Source organism: Pedobacter sp. NEAU-ZC8 (assembly GCF_059278965.1).
This window is the reverse complement of record NZ_JCAJXC010000018.1, coordinates 76,173-94,926: the sequence shown is the minus strand read 5'-3', so window position 1 is coordinate 94,926 and position 18,754 is coordinate 76,173. Positions and strand designations below refer to the sequence as shown.

17 protein-coding genes are annotated in these 18,754 nt (G+C 44.7%); 9 read left to right on the top strand and 8 right to left on the bottom strand.

The annotated features are described in order from the left end of the window. Together AC5WJX_RS14535 and AC5WJX_RS14530 are read left to right on the top strand one after the other, a co-directional pair. The coding region (locus tag AC5WJX_RS14535) for an ISAon1 family transposase (RefSeq protein WP_494485091.1) at window positions 1-615 on the top strand (615 nt) is incomplete at its 5' end. A gap of 90 nt (window positions 616-705) precedes the next feature. Continuing rightward, on the top strand, window positions 706-1,788 hold the full coding sequence (locus AC5WJX_RS14530; RefSeq protein ID WP_494485090.1) for a sensor histidine kinase: 1,083 nt from the start codon (window positions 706-708) through the stop codon (window positions 1,786-1,788). A gap of 20 nt (window positions 1,789-1,808) precedes the next feature. On the opposite strand, the gene AC5WJX_RS14525 is transcribed toward AC5WJX_RS14530, so the two are convergent. Then, window positions 1,809-2,996, bottom strand: coding sequence for a porin (locus AC5WJX_RS14525; RefSeq protein ID WP_494485089.1), 1,188 nt, complete (start codon window positions 2,994-2,996; stop codon window positions 1,809-1,811). Between the two features lie 122 nt (window positions 2,997-3,118). After that, on the bottom strand, window positions 3,119-3,844 hold the full coding sequence (gene recO / locus AC5WJX_RS14520; protein WP_440428216.1) for a DNA repair protein RecO: 726 nt from the start codon (window positions 3,842-3,844) through the stop codon (window positions 3,119-3,121). Between the two features lie 78 nt (window positions 3,845-3,922). On the opposite strand from recO, the gene rlmF reads away from it, so the two are divergent. Then, on the top strand, window positions 3,923-4,828 hold the full coding sequence (gene rlmF, locus AC5WJX_RS14515; RefSeq protein ID WP_494485088.1) for a 23S rRNA (adenine(1618)-N(6))-methyltransferase RlmF: 906 nt from the start codon (window positions 3,923-3,925) through the stop codon (window positions 4,826-4,828). Here the strand turns inward: rlmF and AC5WJX_RS14510 are convergent. After that, entirely contained in the window at window positions 4,825-5,358 is a 534-nt protein-coding gene (locus AC5WJX_RS14510) for an RNA polymerase sigma factor (protein ID WP_440428214.1), read from the bottom strand. The two genes, rlmF and AC5WJX_RS14510, sit on opposite strands and share 4 nt — an antisense overlap. Before the next feature lie 77 nt (window positions 5,359-5,435). On the opposite strand from AC5WJX_RS14510, the gene AC5WJX_RS14505 reads away from it, so the two are divergent. After that, on the top strand, window positions 5,436-6,578 hold the full coding sequence (locus AC5WJX_RS14505; protein WP_440428213.1) for a putative sensor domain DACNV-containing protein: 1,143 nt from the start codon (window positions 5,436-5,438) through the stop codon (window positions 6,576-6,578). 93 nt (window positions 6,579-6,671) lie between these two features. Here the strand turns inward: AC5WJX_RS14505 and AC5WJX_RS14500 are convergent, their stop codons facing one another. Together AC5WJX_RS14500 and AC5WJX_RS14495 are read right to left on the bottom strand one after the other, a co-directional pair. Beyond that, complete coding sequence (locus AC5WJX_RS14500) at window positions 6,672-6,830, bottom strand: hypothetical protein (protein ID WP_440428212.1); 159 nt, start codon at window positions 6,828-6,830, stop codon at window positions 6,672-6,674. 147 nt (window positions 6,831-6,977) lie between these two features. Continuing rightward, window positions 6,978-8,438 (bottom strand): amino acid permease, encoded by a 1,461-nt coding sequence (locus tag AC5WJX_RS14495; RefSeq protein ID WP_494485087.1) that lies wholly within the window; start codon window positions 8,436-8,438, stop codon window positions 6,978-6,980. Between the two features lie 167 nt (window positions 8,439-8,605). On the opposite strand from AC5WJX_RS14495, the gene AC5WJX_RS14490 reads away from it, so the two are divergent. Both AC5WJX_RS14490 and AC5WJX_RS14485 read left to right on the top strand, forming a co-directional pair. After that, a complete protein-coding gene (locus AC5WJX_RS14490; protein WP_440428210.1) occupies window positions 8,606-8,938 on the top strand; it encodes a PadR family transcriptional regulator in 333 nt (110 codons plus the stop codon). Continuing rightward, a complete protein-coding gene (locus tag AC5WJX_RS14485; protein ID WP_494485086.1) occupies window positions 8,935-10,464 on the top strand; it encodes a PspC domain-containing protein in 1,530 nt (509 codons plus the stop codon). The genes AC5WJX_RS14490 and AC5WJX_RS14485 overlap by 4 nt, the downstream gene beginning before the upstream one ends. Before the next feature lie 84 nt (window positions 10,465-10,548). Here the strand turns inward: AC5WJX_RS14485 and AC5WJX_RS14480 are convergent, their stop codons facing one another. Continuing rightward, window positions 10,549-13,281 carry a carboxypeptidase regulatory-like domain-containing protein gene (locus tag AC5WJX_RS14480; protein ID WP_494485085.1) on the bottom strand — a complete coding sequence of 911 codons (2,733 nt, stop codon included), beginning with the start codon at window positions 13,279-13,281 and terminating at the stop codon, window positions 10,549-10,551. Between the two features lie 253 nt (window positions 13,282-13,534). Between AC5WJX_RS14480 and AC5WJX_RS14475 the strand changes: the two genes are divergently transcribed. Then, on the top strand, window positions 13,535-14,326 hold the full coding sequence (locus tag AC5WJX_RS14475; RefSeq protein ID WP_494485084.1) for a hypothetical protein: 792 nt from the start codon (window positions 13,535-13,537) through the stop codon (window positions 14,324-14,326). 226 nt (window positions 14,327-14,552) lie between these two features. Here the strand turns inward: AC5WJX_RS14475 and AC5WJX_RS14470 are convergent, their stop codons facing one another. Continuing rightward, window positions 14,553-15,188: an NAD(P)H-dependent oxidoreductase gene (locus AC5WJX_RS14470; RefSeq protein WP_494485083.1), complete on the bottom strand. Its 636-nt coding sequence runs from the start codon at window positions 15,186-15,188 to the stop codon at window positions 14,553-14,555. Between the two features lie 189 nt (window positions 15,189-15,377). Between AC5WJX_RS14470 and AC5WJX_RS14465 the strand changes: the two genes are divergently transcribed. Further along, window positions 15,378-16,595: an OmpP1/FadL family transporter gene (locus AC5WJX_RS14465; RefSeq protein WP_494485082.1), complete on the top strand. Its 1,218-nt coding sequence runs from the start codon at window positions 15,378-15,380 to the stop codon at window positions 16,593-16,595. A gap of 22 nt (window positions 16,596-16,617) precedes the next feature. Continuing rightward, window positions 16,618-17,928 carry an SGNH/GDSL hydrolase family protein gene (locus AC5WJX_RS14460; protein WP_494485081.1) on the top strand — a complete coding sequence of 437 codons (1,311 nt, stop codon included), beginning with the start codon at window positions 16,618-16,620 and terminating at the stop codon, window positions 17,926-17,928. 80 nt (window positions 17,929-18,008) lie between these two features. Here AC5WJX_RS14460 and msrA read toward each other — a convergent pair whose 3' ends face one another. Further along, window positions 18,009-18,608 (bottom strand): peptide-methionine (S)-S-oxide reductase MsrA, encoded by a 600-nt coding sequence (msrA, locus tag AC5WJX_RS14455; RefSeq protein WP_494485080.1) that lies wholly within the window; start codon window positions 18,606-18,608, stop codon window positions 18,009-18,011. Window positions 18,609-18,754 lie beyond the last annotated feature (146 nt).

Below are 18,754 nucleotides of genomic sequence, written 5' to 3'. Positions count from 1 at the left end.
CTCATTGCAAAGCGTTGCTTCCGCTCAGCAGTTCGTGTGACTGACAGGTTCCATGTTCAGAAACTAGCAACTGAAGCGCTGCAGGAGATGCGCATTAAATACCGCTGGGAAGCCTTAGATGCAGAAAATGAGGCCATAGACCAGGCTAGGAAAGCAAAGAAACCCTTCCATGCAGAAGTACTCTCAAACGGTGATACATTAAAGCAATTACTAGCCCGGAGTCGATACGCATTGTACAGAAGACCTGAAGCCTGGTCTGCAAGTCAGAAAGAACGAGCTGATCTACTCTTTGAGAAGTATCCTAAACTTAAGCAAGCTTATAACTTAAGCCTGAACTTAAGCAATATCTTTGAGAAAACTACCGACAAACTTTACGGTCTGGCAAGACTCGCCAAATGGCATGAGGCAGTAAGACAATCGGGCTTTAAGTCCTTTAACACGATTTCAAGATCCATTCAGTATCATTATCAAACCATCCTGAACTACTTTGATAGTCGATCTACGAATGCTTCAGCCGAGTCATTCAACGCCAAAATAAAGGCATTCAGAAGCCAGTTTAGAGGAGTAAGAAGTACTGAGTTCTTCTTGTATCGCCTTACCCAACTTTATGCTTAACAACAACCTTACTCCACAACTTTTAGACTTGATCCAATGAAGCTCAGCTTGGCGCAGGTCAAAACTTATGGCGTACATTATCAAAACCCTATGCAGAATAAAGACCAGCAGATTAATTCACTTATTGAACTTAATGATGCGCTCGAAAATTATTTCGGAAATACGATCATTCCACAACTCTTCGTAGACGCCCAGCTCATCCTGCGGAAATTTACACCACCGGCGATGAAACAGTTCAAACTGGCCAATTCCGATATAGGGCGCCCACTGGCCGAAATCAAAGAGCACTTCCGTTTTCCCGCATTTATGGACAACATCCGGCACGTGATCAACTCTGGAGAGATCCTGGAAAAGGAAATTCAGACGACAGACATGCGCTGGTACCAGATGAATATCCTGCCTTATGTTATTAAAAAACTAAACCAGACCAATGGTGTGATCATTACATTTGTGGAAATCACAATGCGTATCAAAGACCTGAGGGAACAGGAAAAGCTCATCGCCGAACACGAGATGCTGCTAGACACCATCTCTCATGATATCAAATCTCCACTCACCAGCCTAGGTCTGACTATCGGATTGCTTAAACAAGTCCCGGAAAAAGGTATGGAGCGCTTTCCGGTTTTGTTGGCAAAGGTGGAAAGCAGCATGCTAAACATGCAGCAGATCATCAATGATCTAACGAATGCCCGCTGGCAGCAGCATAAATACCAGGCGCAGGAAGAACTCTTAAGTTTTGAACATATCATTGAAGATGTCCGCCTCACCCTTGCGGCACAAATTGAAGAGTCACGTGCGTTGATAACCAGTAAGATTGCTGTCTCGCAGGTGATGTTTGTTCGACGGAAGTTACGCAGCGTTGTTTACAACCTTGTTAACAATGCGATTAAATATCGTGCAAAGGATCGCCGGCCAGAGATCTCAATTGAGACCACGGAAGAAGATGGATTTATGGTGATCCGTATTGCGGATAATGGCAGAGGCATACCTGAAGCTGACTTCAAGAATATCTTCCATAAGTATGAACGACTGGCTGATGATGTTGAAGGCACAGGCATTGGCCTTTATCTGGTAAAAGAAATCATCAGCAATGCAGGCGGTAGAATCACTGTTGAGAGTGAACCGGGAAAGGGTTCAGTATTTGCAGTGTATCTTAACCTTGAAACAAACTAACTGGTTCGAGCAGCTGAACCCTAAAAGTTCAGCTGTGCCTGTATACGGAGCAGATTGCCGGTTTGATAATTGTCTGGTAGCTCGAAGTCTTCATACCGCCTTTTGGAGAAGTTGTAGCTGCCCACCAGTTCGAACTGTGGTACAGGTTGCCATTCTACACCGAACTCAAAATCGTTAACCTTATAACTTCTGGCATCAAGTTCATGCTTTTTGCCCCCATCGTAGTACTGCGCCCGTAGGAACGGAATAAAGGTCTGATCATTCTTTTTGATCAGATAAGACATGGTTACATATCCACCTTTAAGGTTCTGCACTTCGATGGAATCTGTTTGTTTATTAAACTCAGGACCTTTGCCCACATTGAACTCCGCCTGAATACCAAAGGGCTTCGGATATAAGACAAACGTCGCTGCCACACGCTGGTCCAGGTAATTACGATCGGCGGTATACTTTACGTCCTCCGAGATTTCATTTTCCGGAACCACAAACTTACCGGTATATCCCTGGATGCCGGGCTCAATGATCTGATTGCCTATCGCAAACGGCCAGGTAACCCTGGCTACGGTATGCAGTTCGTTATTCTGATCCAGCTGATTTGGTGTCTGCCCGTTGAAAACACCAATAGCGAAGATGCCGAAGTCCCCACTACCTTTAAGTCCGTCCTTCACCAGATTTTTCAGTAGTTCACGTTTCTCTTTTGGAGCCCAGTAAAAGAACACGCCCAGGTCGCGCTCGTTGGTAAAAGCACTATTTAGTGCATCAGCACGATCTAGAGGAATTCGCACCGAGCTGGATTGCATATTCTCAAAGCCGTATGGAATTTTCGTTTGTCCAATTCTAATCCGGTATTCGTTCTTTGAATCCAATCCCAGATCAAAGTAGGCGTCTTTTATCTGTCCGAAATTCAGACCTCCTGAGGTGGAGCTTGCAAAGTCAGGCTGGAAATAAAAGAATACCTGTTTGCCAATCTGCCCGGAAAAGACCAGTCGGGCACGGCGGATGAAGAAACTGCTGTTGCCATTCCAGCTCTTGTCACATTGCTCGCAACCAAGATTGGGATTAGACTGAAATGCATTGTAGCGAGCCTGTATATAACCGCGAATGGAGAAAGTGTCATACCATTTGGGTGTATTGTCTTCTTGCGCGCGAACAGCAGTGGTAAGAGCAATAAATGTTGCCGCAAGAGCAAGTATCCGCTTTAATCTCATTATTAAGAATTTGTTAACGTTCTGGTGTTTGTTAAGAATGTGCAAAGAAAGCACCTTAGCCTCAATTCTGTGCCATTCATTTCGAATATATTCACCAGTTCGGACTTTGGGGCCTTCACAGCTCAGGAAAGGACCTCTTCAAGCACCTGATGTGCACGGATTTCACCGAAAGACGCGGTATGCAAGGTGTAAAATACCAGGATCTTGTTCAGAATGGCACGTCGGTCCAACTTGCTGAGGCTGATTTCATTAAGTTTATCCATTGGCGTGGTAAAAAGCGCAATGAAGATCTGTGCGTCCGTCTTATCCATGTAGTAGGGGTGTACCGGAGGCCGGCTACAGAAGGCGCCTTCCTGCAGGTCGAAGTAGTTTTGACCGCTTTTGCCTTCCACACTCGGTGCAAATCCCAGGTATCTGGAAAGTTTTAGCAGAAAGGCAAGGTGAAAATTAATACTGGCATGCTGGGCCTCGTCGAACCAGGCTATACTATTGTATATAAAATCAAACAGATGTTCATCCGTATGTTGCTGTCTGATGCTTTTATAAAGCACTTCATTCAGGAACATCACCATGGTACTCTTGATGATATCGTAGGGAATGCTGCGGAATATGGGGGAGGACTGCAGCTCTTTCACACGCTGAATGCCGGTATTCGCTTTAAAGTAAACCACCATTTCCAGCAGGTGTAAAGGCTGCAGCATGTTTAAATTAACCTTTGCCTTTGGTTTCCGTACCCCATTGATCAGATATGACTGAATACCAAATTTCTCCGTAAATATCTGAACCACTACGCCGGTATCGCCATAGAAGGTGGTTTTCAGTACAATTCCGCGGGTCTTGTGCAGCATAAGATATTTTAATCAAAGATAGTTAAATTGCCTGAAGCGGAATTTATCAAGTACTTTTGCCACAAGCATTACACCACAATGAGCGAAGCAAAGGACGAAAAAACCAATCTACATCCCCGGAACAAACACCGTTCACGTTATGATTTTGCAGCTTTAGTAAAAGCACTACCTGCGCTTCGTGATTTCATCAAAATCAATCCTTATGGGGATGAATCGGTAGACTTTGCTGATCCCCGAGCCGTAAAGACCTTGAATTCCGCGCTGCTTAAACACTTTTATGGCATCTCGCACTGGGATATTCCCGAAGGTTATCTTTGTCCGCCGGTACCCGGACGGGCGGATTATATTCATTACCTGGCCGATCTGCTTGCCGAAAGCCATGACGGTGTTGTGCCAACAGGACGGACGCTGCGTGTGCTCGATATCGGTGTGGGTGCCAACTGCATCTATCCAATTGTTGGACATCAGGAATACGGCTGGACCTTTGTAGGCTCTGATGTAGATCGAACGGCGGTTAAATCCGCTCAGAACATTGTTGCTGCAAACCCGGAGCTGCAAGGTGCCGTACAGATCAGACTGCAGGAAAACAAACAGCAGATCCTGAAGGGAATCATCAAACCTGGGGAAACATTCGATTTAACGATGTGCAATCCACCTTTCCATGCCTCAGCAGAAGAAGCCGCAGCTGGCTCCGGCCGCAAACTGCGCAACCTGGGCAAGCAAAGTAAAGTGTTGAATTTTGGCGGTCAGCAGGTAGAGCTCTGGGTGGAAGGTGGTGAACAGGCATTTATTCGCAAGATGGTATTTGAAAGCGCTGAATTGCCAAAATCAAAGACCTGGTACACCAGCCTGGTGTCCAAAAACAGCAACCTGCCTGGTATATACAATGCCTTGGAAAAAGTAAAGGCCACTTCGCTGCGTAGCATCGAAATGGCCCAAGGTCAAAAGATTAGCAGGTTTGTAGCCTGGAACTTCGGTATTTAAGCTACCTGATCCTGGTCCTCCGCAAGTTTAGAATAAATTCTAAGTTGTTTCTTTAAGATTTGTCTTGCCACGTGAATTCTGGTTTTAACCGTGCCGATCGGGATATTCAGCTCATCAGCGATTTCGTGGTATTTATAGCCTTCAAAGTATTTGATGAAAGGCGTATAGTATTCTGGCTGCAGTTTCTCCAGGGCTTTGTAGATGTCGTCCATTACAAACTTGCCCTCACTGCCGTTCATCGAAGCACTTAAGAATAATTTATCGGAAGTCAGGTCATCTGTTACCGTCATGATACGATCGGTTTTGGAGCTTTTCCTGTAGTTGTTAATAAAGGTGTTCCTCATAATGGTGTATAACCATGCTTTCAAATTGGTTCCTTCCTTAAACTGACTTGAATAGTTGATGGCCTTCAGCATTGTTTCCTGAAACAGGTCGTTCGCATCGTCGGTATCTTTAGTGAATGAGAACGCAAAAGAGAATAAAGAATCTTTATGACTAAAAATGTTTAAGTTGAATGCTTTAGTGTCCATTGTTTAATAGATTTGGTTGATAGATAAACAAATAATAACAATTGACATACCAATTTTTTTTATTTTAACTTTATCGCATGAAATATCAAATCACGTATCAGGCGGCGCGGGTTATTGCTTCTCAGGTTGAGTCGATCTTTAATGAGCACCTTCGTTTAGCCAAAGATCGTGGGGAGATAGACCTGGCACCATTGCCGGAAGCGCCGATCGTGGAGATGATCATTGATGCGGCATTTTGGGCCAGTCTCCGTAAGGAAGAAGGCCATTCTCCAAAGATATCCCTCGCCTTTGTAGCCCCAGCGCAGGCCGGAAATCCCTTAATCTTCAAGCAGCGACTATCACTTACCTCCACTGCCCTGGCTAAGATCGCGCCGGGGGTAGAGCGGGCCGGCATACACCTGGGCGTATGGCATGAAGAGGGTGAAATTTACATCTGGGGAACCACTACCAGTATCCCAAACTTTTGTTTTGTGCTTGACGTTTCTGAACCCAGCTTGCTGGTGATCAAACATCGCCGGTTTTCAGGATTTGGCAAGTTTACCAACGTTGCTGTACTAAAAGGAGAGCAGATTAAGATCGTGGACTCGGGTAGTGGTGCCATGCCAGATACCCCACAACTCGTATTATCCCTATTAGATTTAACGGCACCTTCGTACTGGAATGATGCCGTTAACGTGATGATCCAACTGGCCGTATCCATGCGGGCGCATCAACGCGGCGGAACGTTATTGATCGTATCATCGAAGAACAACAACTGGCTCCATTCGATCATCAAGCCATTTCAGTATGGCGTGCAACCGGCATTCTCGGGTTTATCCAAACTGCTCAACCAGGACCGGAAAGAAGCAAGCCAGATCTTCTGGCAAACAGCACTGCGCAGGGAGGTTGAACATATGGCCGGACTGACCGCTGTTGATGGTGCAACCATTGTAAATGAAAACTATGACTTACTCGCTTTTGGCGCCAAGATCGGACGAGCAAAAGGGAAGGAGACTGTAGATGATATCATCCTGATCGAACCTGTATATGGTGGAGGTGCGGTAACCATGCCAGCGGCGAAGATGGGTGGTACCCGCCATTTATCGGCGGCGCAGTTTGTGAACGATCAGCATGACGCACTCGCACTTGTCGCGTCCCAAGACGGCCATTATACCCTGTTCAGCTGGTCTGAAACAAGGAACATGGTGCAGGCCCACCGCATAGACACGCTGTTGCTCTAAAACTCAAAAAAGGGCATAAAAACCGAAACGAAAGGGCATAAAAAATCCCGGTGGGCAGCACCGGGAAAAAAATTAATTAATGTTTTTCAACTCCTATGAAAATACAATGGCCCCGGTAATCACGGCCAGGAACATGATCAGCATAACAACACGATCTGCGTAAATCCATTGCTGCTTGCTTAATGTCTTCTCAATCTTTTCTTCGCTATGCCTCGCATAGGTCGGAAAAACAGGATTTAATTTGATTAACATAGGTAGATGATTAAAGATGTACTTATCGCGATACAAAGTGTGCGCCAAAGTATTGTCTTACTGGCAAATAATCCTAAGTTTTAGTTTTTCTAAACAAGCTTAACTCAACTGTTAAAGTTGTGCTTCTTGTAAAACTTTTTCAACTCGTTAATCCTTCGTTTTCTGTTCTTCAAGACTTTTTCTGAGTACACTGTTCTTTTTACCGTATCCAAAATAAATCGCCATACCGATAGCCAGCCAGACCACCAATCTGATCCAGGTATCTGCAGGTAAAAATAGCATCATGCCCAGACAAACCAGGATTCCGAGTATCGGGATTAAGGGTACAAAGGGTACTTTAAAAGGTCTCACCGCATCTGGATTGGTCTTTCTTAAGATCAGAATGCCCACACATACCATTAGAAATGCCAATAGCGTCCCAATGCTGGTCATCTCCCCAACAATCCGCATAGGCACCAAAGCGGCGAAAGTGGCGATGAAGGCACAAAGCAGGATGTTCGATTTATAAGGAGTTCTAAATTTAGTATGCACCTCTGAAAACACTTTCGGTAATAAGCCATCGCGGCTTATGGAATAGAACATTCTCGATTGTGCCATCAGATCCACCAGGATCACCGAAGTATAACCTACCAGAATGGCCAGAATTACCGCCTGACTAATCCAGTTTATCGGCGTGTTCTGCAAGGCAATCGCCACCGGCGCCCCGCTGTTGGCAAACTCCTTATAGTTTGCAAGTCCGGTAAGCACATGAGCGAAAACACCGAATAATACCGTACAAACCAATAATGACCCTAATATCCCGATCGGCAAATCTCTTGCAGGTTTCTTAGTCTCTTGTGCAGAAGCAGCTACCGCGTCAAAGCCGATAAATACAAAGAATACCAATGCTGCACCCCGCAGGATGCCCGACCAGCCATACTCACCGAAAACACCGGTGTTTTGCGGGATGTAAGGTTGATAGTTCCCCGGATTGATGTATTTCCAGCCCATGGCAATGAACACCACAACCACACCAACTTTCAGGAAAACGATGATTGCATTCACGATTGCAGATCCCTTTGCGCCTCGAATAACCACCATGGTCATGATGATCACGATCATTGCTGCGGGAATATTGATCCAGCCGTTTACCATGCGGCCATCTGCAAGTTGCGCAGTTTCAAAGGGCGACATGGTGAGTTGTGCCGGAAGATAGATGTTGAAGGAAGCTAAAAACCTGGTGAGGTATTGCGACCAACTCACGGCCACGGTAGCACAGCCTACGGAATATTCCAGGACCAGGTCCCAGCCGATGATCCATGCAAAAAACTCGCCCATGGTAGCGTAAGAGTACGTGTACGCGCTACCCGCCACCGGAATCATGGAAGCAAACTCTGCATAACACAAGGCCGCTAAACCACAGCCTAGGGCCGCAATGAAAAATGATATGGTAACAGCGGGCCCTGCATAGGTGGCTGCCGCAAGACCAGTGATGGAAAATAAACCGGCGCCAAGTGTCAGTCCTACACCGATGAGTATCAGGTTAAAAGGCCCTAAGGATCTCTTAAGGGAGTGTTCGTTGCTCTCGTTTGCTTCAACGAGAATCTGATCAATGGATTTCTTTAGCATAAAGAATATGGAAATAGTCGACAAAAGTAGTAGATGATGCGTTATTAACCATGTAAAGTTCTTGTGTAAATTTTATATGGCTGATATACAAATGGTTACAATTAAATGAATGTTTAATACAGTACTATGTATTGCATATTACTGTATTAAACATATATCTTTGTTATATGATAGCAGAAAATACGCAAACACAAATGCGCAAGGGCATACTCGAATACTGTGTGCTTCTGATAATATCGAAAGGGGAGATCTATGCTTCTGATATTATTGCGGAACTAAAGAAGGCCAGATTGCTGGTGGTGGAGGGTACGCTTTACCCATTATTAACCCGCTTAAAGAACAACGGTTTGTTGAGCTATAACTGGGTTGAATCAACCTCTGGTCCCCCCAGAAAGTACTATCTGCTAACCGCGGAAGGAAAAGAAATACTAAATAAACTGGACATCACCTGGATGGAGTTGTCTTACGCCATAGAAACATCAAAACAAACGAAATCATGAAAAAGACGCTCAACATAAATATTGGAAATTCAATCATCTTGATTGAAGAGGACGCTTATGAAATGTTAACAGCTTATTTGAATGAGATTAAATTTCACTTTTCAAAGAATGCTGATCATTTCGAGATTGTCACGGATATAGAAAACCGTATTGCGGAAATGTTTCGCGATATCCTTGCACAACAACAAAAACAGGTGATCGGCATTGATGATGTGCAATCGGTCATTGCACAGATGGGTTCTGTGAAAGACTTCGAGTCGGCAGATGAGGCAGAAGAAAGCGGTTATGAAGATACGATCAGCGGGGTTAAAAAGCTCTACCGTGATACAGACGAGGCCTATATTGCTGGTGTTTGTGCTGGCTTAAGTCATTATGCCAACGTTGATGCCAAGTGGTTCCGTTTATTATTTCTGGTTTCCCTGTTCTTTGCTGGTTCGGGCATCGTTGCTTACCTGATCATGTGGATCTTGATTCCGCGGGCTGTTACACGTTCGCAGCGGATGTATATGAAAGGGCAGCCGGTAAACCTGCACGGCTTTATTCGCAACTTCGAAGAAGAGCTTGCCGGGAATCAACTGATCAACCGTTCACGTGGTTTCTTTGTAGAACTTGCCGAAGCTGCGGGGCGACTCGTTAGAACTTTGGGAAAGACTTTCTTCAAGGTAATCGCTGCGCTCATCATCATCTTTGGTACCTGCTTTTTTCTAAGTCTGTTGGTTGCACTTGCGGTGTTCTTTGGCTTCTGGGACGCGAACCCAAGTGATTATTTTCCTTTAAATATTGTAAATGATAATTATCTGTCATCCATGGTGGTGGCGTTCTTTATTGCCATGGCAGTGCCTGTAATTGCGCTGGTGCTCTTTGCAATCCGGGTTGCATTTAACACCAGAGCAATAAACCGCACGGTATCCTTTGCCCTCCTTGTTGTGTGGTTAGGTGGCGTAATGGTGAGCATCTTTTACATCACTAAAGTATTCTCCGAGTTTAAAGAAGAAGCGGCTTTCACACAGGTCAGAGAGTTGAAGAAATATGATGCCTACACTTTAGTCCTGGATCGTTCCAGATTCTTTTCTAAGGAGGATAGCGTAAAATACCAGATCAATACCGACAAATACCGGGGTAAAGTGATCCTGAATGAAATGGACGATCCCTTTAACCTGCCAAGAAATGTGCGCTTAAATATTGAGAAAAGTGATAACGATCGCGTGACACTTACGCAGAACAACAGTTCGCACGGAAAGAACTTCGAGGCGGCATTAAGCCATGCACAGAACATCCGTTATGACTTTAGTCAGCAGGATTCCCTGTTAAACTTCAGTCCTTTTCTTCAGCTCAACCGCAATACAAACTGGAGAGATCAGGAGGTGGAGTTAACGCTTAAGGTTCCGGTAGGTGTCAAGTTGTTCCTGACGGACGATATGGATCGCCTAAACTTTAGCTTCGACTATTGGTCATGTGATGGCGAAGAGGCGCGGAAGGTCTGGGTCATGACAGAAGAAGGCTTAAAATGTGGTGTGCCCAACTAATATATTCTTGTTAAACAAAAAAGGAAGGTTTTGAACCTTCCTTTTTTGTTTTATAGACCTTTTAATAATCTCTTACACCTCCAATTATTTAACAGTATAGCGGTAAATGAATCGACCGGGGTTACCGTTAACGTCAAGTCCCTCCACGATGGCCTTGTAAGTACCCTTACCATCGGCATTGTAAAATTCGAATGAGCTTGCGCCGGTCGTGGCGTCGGTTACCACCTTAGGGTTCCAGAATATGGTGCTTCTAAGATCAGTGGTATTATAGGTTTTACCAGGAAGGTATTTCGGTGCATAGAACTCACGATCTTTGCTGAAACCTTTTGGACTGAACTTCAGGGTATTGCTCTCTGGAATCATTTTCTTCAGATCAGCGATGCTCATCTTGGTTTTTTCCACCTTTTTCATGTTGATGGAGATGACCCCGTTGCTGTTGTATGTTCTGCTTACCGTTCCAACATCGTCTCTAAGGAAGATTTCAATCGACTCGATCTCTGAAGGGTTCACGCCATTGATCGAAAACAGATCTACCGGCGTGCCCGCAAGGAAAACTTGTACGGGTACCCGCCTGCCAGCATTATAGTCGCGGGTGATGTAGAAATTGTTTTCATAGAAGGTCAGGCCTGTTGCCATCGTTTTCAGGCAGTTGATCAGATCGCGGCAGTTGCCCAGGCGTTCACCATCAATCTGATGATCTGCGACCATGCTTAAAGTGGTTAAAGCAGAGTAATCATTGTGCGATACCTTCTTAACAGGCGCCCCTTTAATTACAACCTCCTTCAGGTTGTTCAGGAAACGGTATTGTTTTTTACTGTTTGCCAGGTAATTGTTCAGCGTGCTGTCAATATTCTGCACTTCATCGGGCGCATTGATGTTTTTGGTAATGGCCGCTGCCGGTGATTGATCCAGCATGATCATCATATTATTGGAGTTGGCGTTGTATTTTGCGCTGATCACCACTTCTGAGGAATCCGGAATGTTTAGATTTTTGAAGGTGAAAAGTCCGGAAGGACTGGTCAGGATCTCCTGTGAAATGGGCTTATTGGTTACGGTTAGCCGTAGCGCACCTTTCTTCACCGGCATCCCCGTGCGGTCGCGCAGTGTTCCGGTAAGGTCCATTCCTTGTTCCGGATAGTAGGTGATTGGCGTGTATTTATTCGCCAGGATATCTTTATATACAAACCTGCGATAGCCTTGTGTCAACAGCAGCACATCAAGATCAGCTACTTTCTTATCGTTGATTTTATTAAAGTAATAGTTTGGTCGCTCGATATAGCCCTGAAGGTCGGAGGTTAGCAGTAATGCGCTTAAGATGGTCGTCTCTGCATCATCATTAAATGGCACTTTCTGCTCATCAATTACCGTTACCGAGAAGTTACCGGCAATTTTCTTGGTGGAATCTTGGGCTGTTACCGTCATCTTCACCTTCTGACGTGGCTTGTAGGTCGCCAGGTCGGTGCTGATCCTCAGGTTCAATGCATCTTTATGCAGCACAAAGGCCAGACGCTCGGATGCTGGTTCGCCGGTCGCAGAAAAAAGTGTCAGCTGCACAATGCCCGAGGGGAACTTGTCCTTCGGGATTTTCGCCGAGGTTACCTGATTCTGAAGCATCGTTTGTGCAGCGTAATAAACGACGTTGCTATGCTGCGCAACCAGAAATAGCGGTTTGCCTTTGTTCGCCTGGAAGTATGCTTCATTAGCGACAATCTTGACACCAATTACATCAGCAAGGGTGTTGCTCACCTGCAGATTCACGCCAGAGGCCTTTGCTGCAGGAATCTGGAACACCTGTTTACTTCCATCTTTGAACGTGATGTTAGCTTTGTAGGTTTTTGAAGGCTCCGGATTCAGGTAAAAAGCACCCATGCCCAGGTGGCTGGAGCTGATTGCGGTAACCTGGTTACCATCATTGTCGGTTACATTACCGGTAAAATCGATACCAAGACCGTTCGGCTTTACCGCTTTTATTGCAACCTGGCTTGGCAGGCCGATGTACAACTCGCCACCTTCAGGGAAGAACTGCAAATCGATGTTTCCAACCTGTGGTTTAATGTTAAAGCTTGAGCTCAGTATTTCTTTGTCAGCCAGGACAAGGTCCGTATACAGCTCACCCGACTTAATGAAATTCTCTTTTTTGGTGCTAATTTCTACGTTCAGGAAGCCGTTTTGGTCTGTGGTGCCGCGACCTTTGGCTACAACATCGTAGGAGGATACCATCCGCCAGTTTACCACTTTGTTGCTTAGCGGCAGTTTTTCTTCATTCCTGAACTGAATACGGGCGTTGATGGTCTGGCTCTTATCCGATTGGCTTGCGTTGTATTTGATGTTTGTGAACAGACGTTTGTCAATGGCATCTCCAATGGCAATGGTTTTTGTGAAGTAATATTCCTGCGGGAAGTTTAACATCCATACCGTATAGGCTTTAACATAATAGTTACCCTGTTTGTACAGCTCCAGATCGAGCGGGATGTGACCTGTCGACACACTGTTGTTCACTGGGAGCTTCAGAGAAGTCACCAGGGAGTCTTTTTCATTGAGCACATCAACGTAAACGATCTTACTGAGCTGTGAAGGCAGATTCTGCTCTGAACTAAGGTAGGCTTTAAACCAGATGGTATCTGCAACGCTATAATATGGTTTGTCGAAATGCAGGTAAACCTTTTCAACGGGTTGTGTCTGGGAAAGCCTTTTTGTTTTCTCAAGGATGTTTTGCAGTACTGCCGTGTCTTGTTGTGGACTGGCTTGGGCAGCTGCGGAAAAATGTAAGCCCAGGGTTAGGAAAGTGAGGGCAAATACAATTTTGATATACTTCATGGATTCGTTTTAACCTTTTAATCTGGCTAATATATTGATTTATAAAAGGTGTAGGCTAATCAAAACACTTAGTTTAACATATTTTGACATTTCTGTTCGCTATGCTCCATTAGGATGCAGTTTATCCACATCTTCTCATAAGCATATCAAAATTTTTCCTGCTTTTACACGGATATACCCAATTTGAGGATTGCTTAAACGGTTGTGCAACAATACGTTAATTTTGGTGCGCATTTAACTTAAATTAACGTTTATGAAATCATTCTACCTAAAAGCCCTATGGGCTGCTGCACTCGCTGTAACGCTCTCGGCTTGTGAGAAAAAAGCAGAAAACTTTGAGAAATCTTCGGAACAAGTAGCTGCAGCTACAGCTGAGCTGGTGTATCCAGTGCCATCAACAGACTTATCAAACAACATCCTTCCGGAAAGAATGTTGCCAAGAGCAGTTTTGACTAAGGGCTATATGTACAAGAATATCAAGGTCAAGCTTATTGATACAGTTTGCGCCGAATATATTCAAGGCACTAAAAAATTAGGCTTTTCCAACCTGAATGAGGGCGCCTTTATTAGCAAATTTGGCAATAACGAGTTCAAGATTACTGCGGATCATGAATTTAACAGGACTGGCTTTGCGCGGCTGAAGAATGGCCCAAAAGGTTGGTGGACGCACTGGAATTATAGTCCGTATACCGAATCTGAATATCCTGAGGTGCTTTTTGCTAGAAATAGGTATGGAGCAGATGTTATTGGACAAAGTAGTGTAACCCTGCTTTTGAGTAAACCAGTAAAAACCTTTGGATTTGAAATTGCACCCAATGTGACCGGAAAAGACTTTAAAGTCATCGTTGAATATCCGGAGTATTCAACCTATCGTGCCCCAACTTTATTCCAAGTTGAACAAACCATCAGTTCACCTTCCGGCGCAAGGTTAATTGCTGTCAAATCGGAGCGAGCATTTGATTTTGTGATGATTAGGATAGAGGGTATGATCTCCCGTGAAGCAGGCCTAGCCATTACAAACATCAGGTATGCACTAGCAGAATAATACCGGGCTGAGAACATTTGAATTCTGTCACAACATACAGTATTCACAAGCACATTAAACGCACATCAAACACACATGTCGTGTGCGTTTGATGTGCGTTTGACGTGGGTTTGGTGTGCGTTTGGTGTGCGTTTGATCAAAAGCTTGTCTCTTCCTGAAATGGCTATACAGAAAAGCCTGTCTTCACTAAACTGAGGACAGGCTTTTCAATTTCAACTGATCGAATCTACTGGTCTAAAGTGATTACAAAGTTCTCGACTGGCTTACGTACTTTTTTAAGGTTAATCAACCAATCACCTGCGGCATCGCGGTATCCCAAAGGCAGTATGGTTGTACTTTTCAAGTGGTATTTTTCCAGGCCAAGCAGCGCATCCAGCTTCTCGTTGTCAAAACCTTCCATTGGAGTAGCGTCAACTTCCAGTTCTGCGGCCTGTGCAATGGCAAGTCCAAAGCCAATGTAGGCTTGTTTTGCAGCGTGATGATGGTTTTCTGTTGCAGATCGGTTCAGATATAGACCCAACAAGGATTTTACATAATCTTCCGTTGCTGAATCCGGTACACCACGTTCCGCATTCATCCTGGAAAATACCGTTCTGATCCGTTCTTCAGTGTAGTTATCCCATGCTGCAAAAACGAGTAAATGTGAGCAGTCGATTACTTGCGACTGGTTATTTGCTATTGGTGCAATCTGAGCCTTAAGTGCAGGGTCGGTAATTACCACTACATTAAATGGCTGTAAGCCAGATGAAGTAGGTGCAAGGCGTGCGGCTTCAACGATCTGGTCAACTTTCTCCTGTGGAACGGCTTCTCCGTTCATTTTCTTGGTGGCATAACGCCAATGTAGGGCTTCAATAAGGTTCATAGTTCTAAATTATTCGTGATAATGATGCTGCGCAAATTTATAAACTAACACCAGTTTAGGCCTGTGGTTTGCGAAGGTTGACTAAAAAATGATATGTAAAATTTTGTTAATAATGTGAAAGTAAAATTGTTACTTTGTTATGCATGCATACATAATTCAACGGCATGCGACATTTAACGTACCTTAATTATGAAAAAAATTCTACTCGGTTTATTGACCGCATTACCCTTTTGGGGATTCTCTCAATCCTTTCAGGTAAATCTTCAGGGGCAGAAACAAATTGCCATGGCAGGGGCCGGAACGGGCCTTGCTATAGATGAAGCCTCCGTGTTCTTCAACCCTGGTGCAGTTTCATTTTTGGAGCAAAATGGCATCCAGGGTGGTGTTAGTGCGCTTTTTCTGAAATCGGCTTTCCGCGAAACTGGTTCTAACATTACAGAGTATAATAAAGACAAAATTGCACCGCCATTTCAGCTTTATGGCGTATGGGGTGCTCCGGGTAGCGACCTGAAGTTCGGTTTAGGGGTGTACACCCCCTTCGGCGGTGCCATGCACTGGGATGAAGACTGGTCAGGTAAATATGCGGTGACCTCATTGGATCTTCAGGCCATCTATATTCAACCAACAGTAAGTTATAAAATCACCGAAAACATAGGTATTGGTGCAGGCTTGGTTTATGCACTAGGGAAAGTTGATCTCAGACGTGCTATTCCAATATTTTTGAACAATGGACAAGCGAGCACTGCCAAACTTAAAGGAACATCAGCTGACCTTGGATGGAATGCGGGTATCTACATCAAGGATGTGTTCGAAGGGTTCTCTGTGGGTATCACGCATCGTTCACAGGTAACCGCTAAGGTAACAGACGGCGATGCTATTTTCGTTGTCCCTGAAGTTCTTGCCTCAGGGTTCCCGACAAAATTCAATGCAGAGCTTCCTTTGCCTGCAACCACCAGTATTGGTCTTGGTTACAGCGTTTCTCCTAGCACAACTTTAGCACTTGATGTAAACTGGGTCGCCTGGAATAAATACAAAGAGCTGGCATTCGACTACGATAACAATTCAACAATTGAAGACACCAAATCGCCTCGCAACTATAAGGATGCAGGTGCGATCCGTCTCGGTGTACAACACCAGTATAATGAACAATTTACGGTTAGAGCCGGTGCAGGTTATGCAATTACTCCGGTGAAAGATGGTTATGTAACACCTGAAGTGCCGGATGCAAACCGTATTATCCTGAGTGCAGGTTTCGGTTACCAGCCTACTGAAAAGCTTGGTATTGATTTCTCTTTCTTATATGAAAATGTTAAATCAAGAACCCAAACCAACATTGAAACCGGCCTTGCAGGCGACTTCAAAACTGCAGTGTATATCCCGGGAATCTCTCTTTCTTACAAATTCTAATCGTTCTCAGACAATGAAAAACATGATGAAAAAAAACTATGTAGCTAAAGGTCTATTGGCATTGGTTGCAGCCGGAGCAATTGCATCCTGCAAGCCTGGTTTACAGGAAAATATACCAAGTAATGGCGAGGTTGATTTCAGCCGATATATCGCTGTTGGAAATTCACTTACCGCGGGATATGCTGACGGTGGGTTATATCTGGAAGGACAGCAGAATTCCTTTCCGGAGATCTTAGCGAAGCAGTTTAAAGCTGTTGGTGGGGGTGAGTTTAATTCGCCCTTCTTTAGCGAAGCACAGGCAAATGGATCGGGCTACATTCAACTGAGCGGCTTCAATGCTGCTGGCACGCCCACAACCTCAACGGTGACCACGAATCTTGGTTATGTTGCTCCAGGCAGATTTGCCAAATATGAAGGGCCGTTTAACAACTATGGTGTGCCTGAAATGAAGGTAGCTTTATTGGAGTCTAACGGCTACGCATCTAGTAATCCTTTTTTTGCACGTATCCTCGGATCCGCTGGCACTAATAGTAACTATATGGATGTCGTTGAAGCGGCTATGAAAGACCAGAAAGCAACCTTTTTTAGCTTCTGGGAAGGTCAAAATGATATTCTTGGTTTTGCATATACCGGTGGATCACAACCTTTAACACCAGTAACGCAGTTTGAAACCTTGTATAATAGGACGGTTAACAGGCTGATCGGCGATGAAGATCGAAAAGGTGTAGTAGGTACGGTAGGTGATGTGCTTGCCATCCCTTACTTTAATGTGGTAACACTTAAAGCATTGCAGGCAGCTGTGGCCGCAGCAGCGCCGGCTGCAGGACCAAATGCTACCTTATATGTAAGGACTGGTGAAAACGCTGTTGTAGCAGCAGATTCTACCTTCAAGTTTACATTGACACTAAGTTCATCCGGTTTAATCGGCAGGCCAAATAACCTAGGTCAGCCTTATGGTCTTGACCCTCGAAATCCAATAGCCAGCAACTGGGTATTGGATCCGGCAGAGCAAGCATTGATCAGAACGCGCACCAATGAATACAATGCGATCATCAAGCAAATTGCAGCACAGAAAAAACTTGCCCTCGTGGATATAGATGACTTGCTAGGTCAGTATCAAACACCTAAAATGGTTAATGGAGCGGCTGTTAGTACAGCTTTCATTACTGGAAACATCTTCTCTCTAGATGGCATCCACCTTACGCCGCTTGGTAATGCAATCACTGCTAACGCATTCATCAAAGCAATCAATCAGCAGTATAAAGCAAGTGTACCGATCGTAAACATCGCACACTACAGAGGCGTTAAATTTCCTGCAGCTGCTGCGCAATAAGTCTTCGAACGTTTATAAATACAACAAGGCCCTGGTGAATATTCACCGGGGCCTTGTTGTATTTATGGACCTTGCTAAAGTTATTTCTTCAACTGTGCTTTGAATACTTTTTCGAGCTTTTCCAACTTCGGCTGAATCACCAACCGGCAGTAAGGTTCATTCTTGTTCTTGTTAAAATAGTTCTGATGATAAGGCTCGGCAACATAAAACTTCTGGGCAGGCGTAATTTCTGTTACCACAAGCTTGCCGTAAGCGTTGGATTTGTTCAGCGCAGCTTTATATCTTGCTGCAATATCCCGCTGCGCGGCATCGTGATAGAATACCACTGAACGGTATTGCGTACCAACGTCAGCACCCTGGCGGTTTAAAGTCGTTGGGTCATGGCTTTTCCAGAACACGGCCAACAATTCCTCATAGCTGATCTTGGCAGGATTGAAAGTGATCTCAGTAACTTCAGCATGCCCGGTAGTGCCGGTGCAAACATCCTCATAGCTGGGGTTCACCACATCACCGCCTTCATAGCCCGACTTGATGTTAACAACACCATCCAAACGCTGAAACAACGCTTCTGTGCACCAGAAGCAGCCCATGCCAAAGGTGGCTTTTTGCAACTTTGGCTGTTGCGCCTTCGTGGTACCTATGGAAAGCAATAGAAGTACAAAAATTGAAAAGTATTTCATGATTATTTTGCAGGCTTTACTGCGCCTGTTCCAAAGTTACGTATACAGCAGGTAGTACAGATTTTCATAGCGCAGCAAAGCGCCAAACATGACAAACTGTTGATTAATTTAGGTGTTGTGTAAAAATGTTAATAACTTAAAGGGTT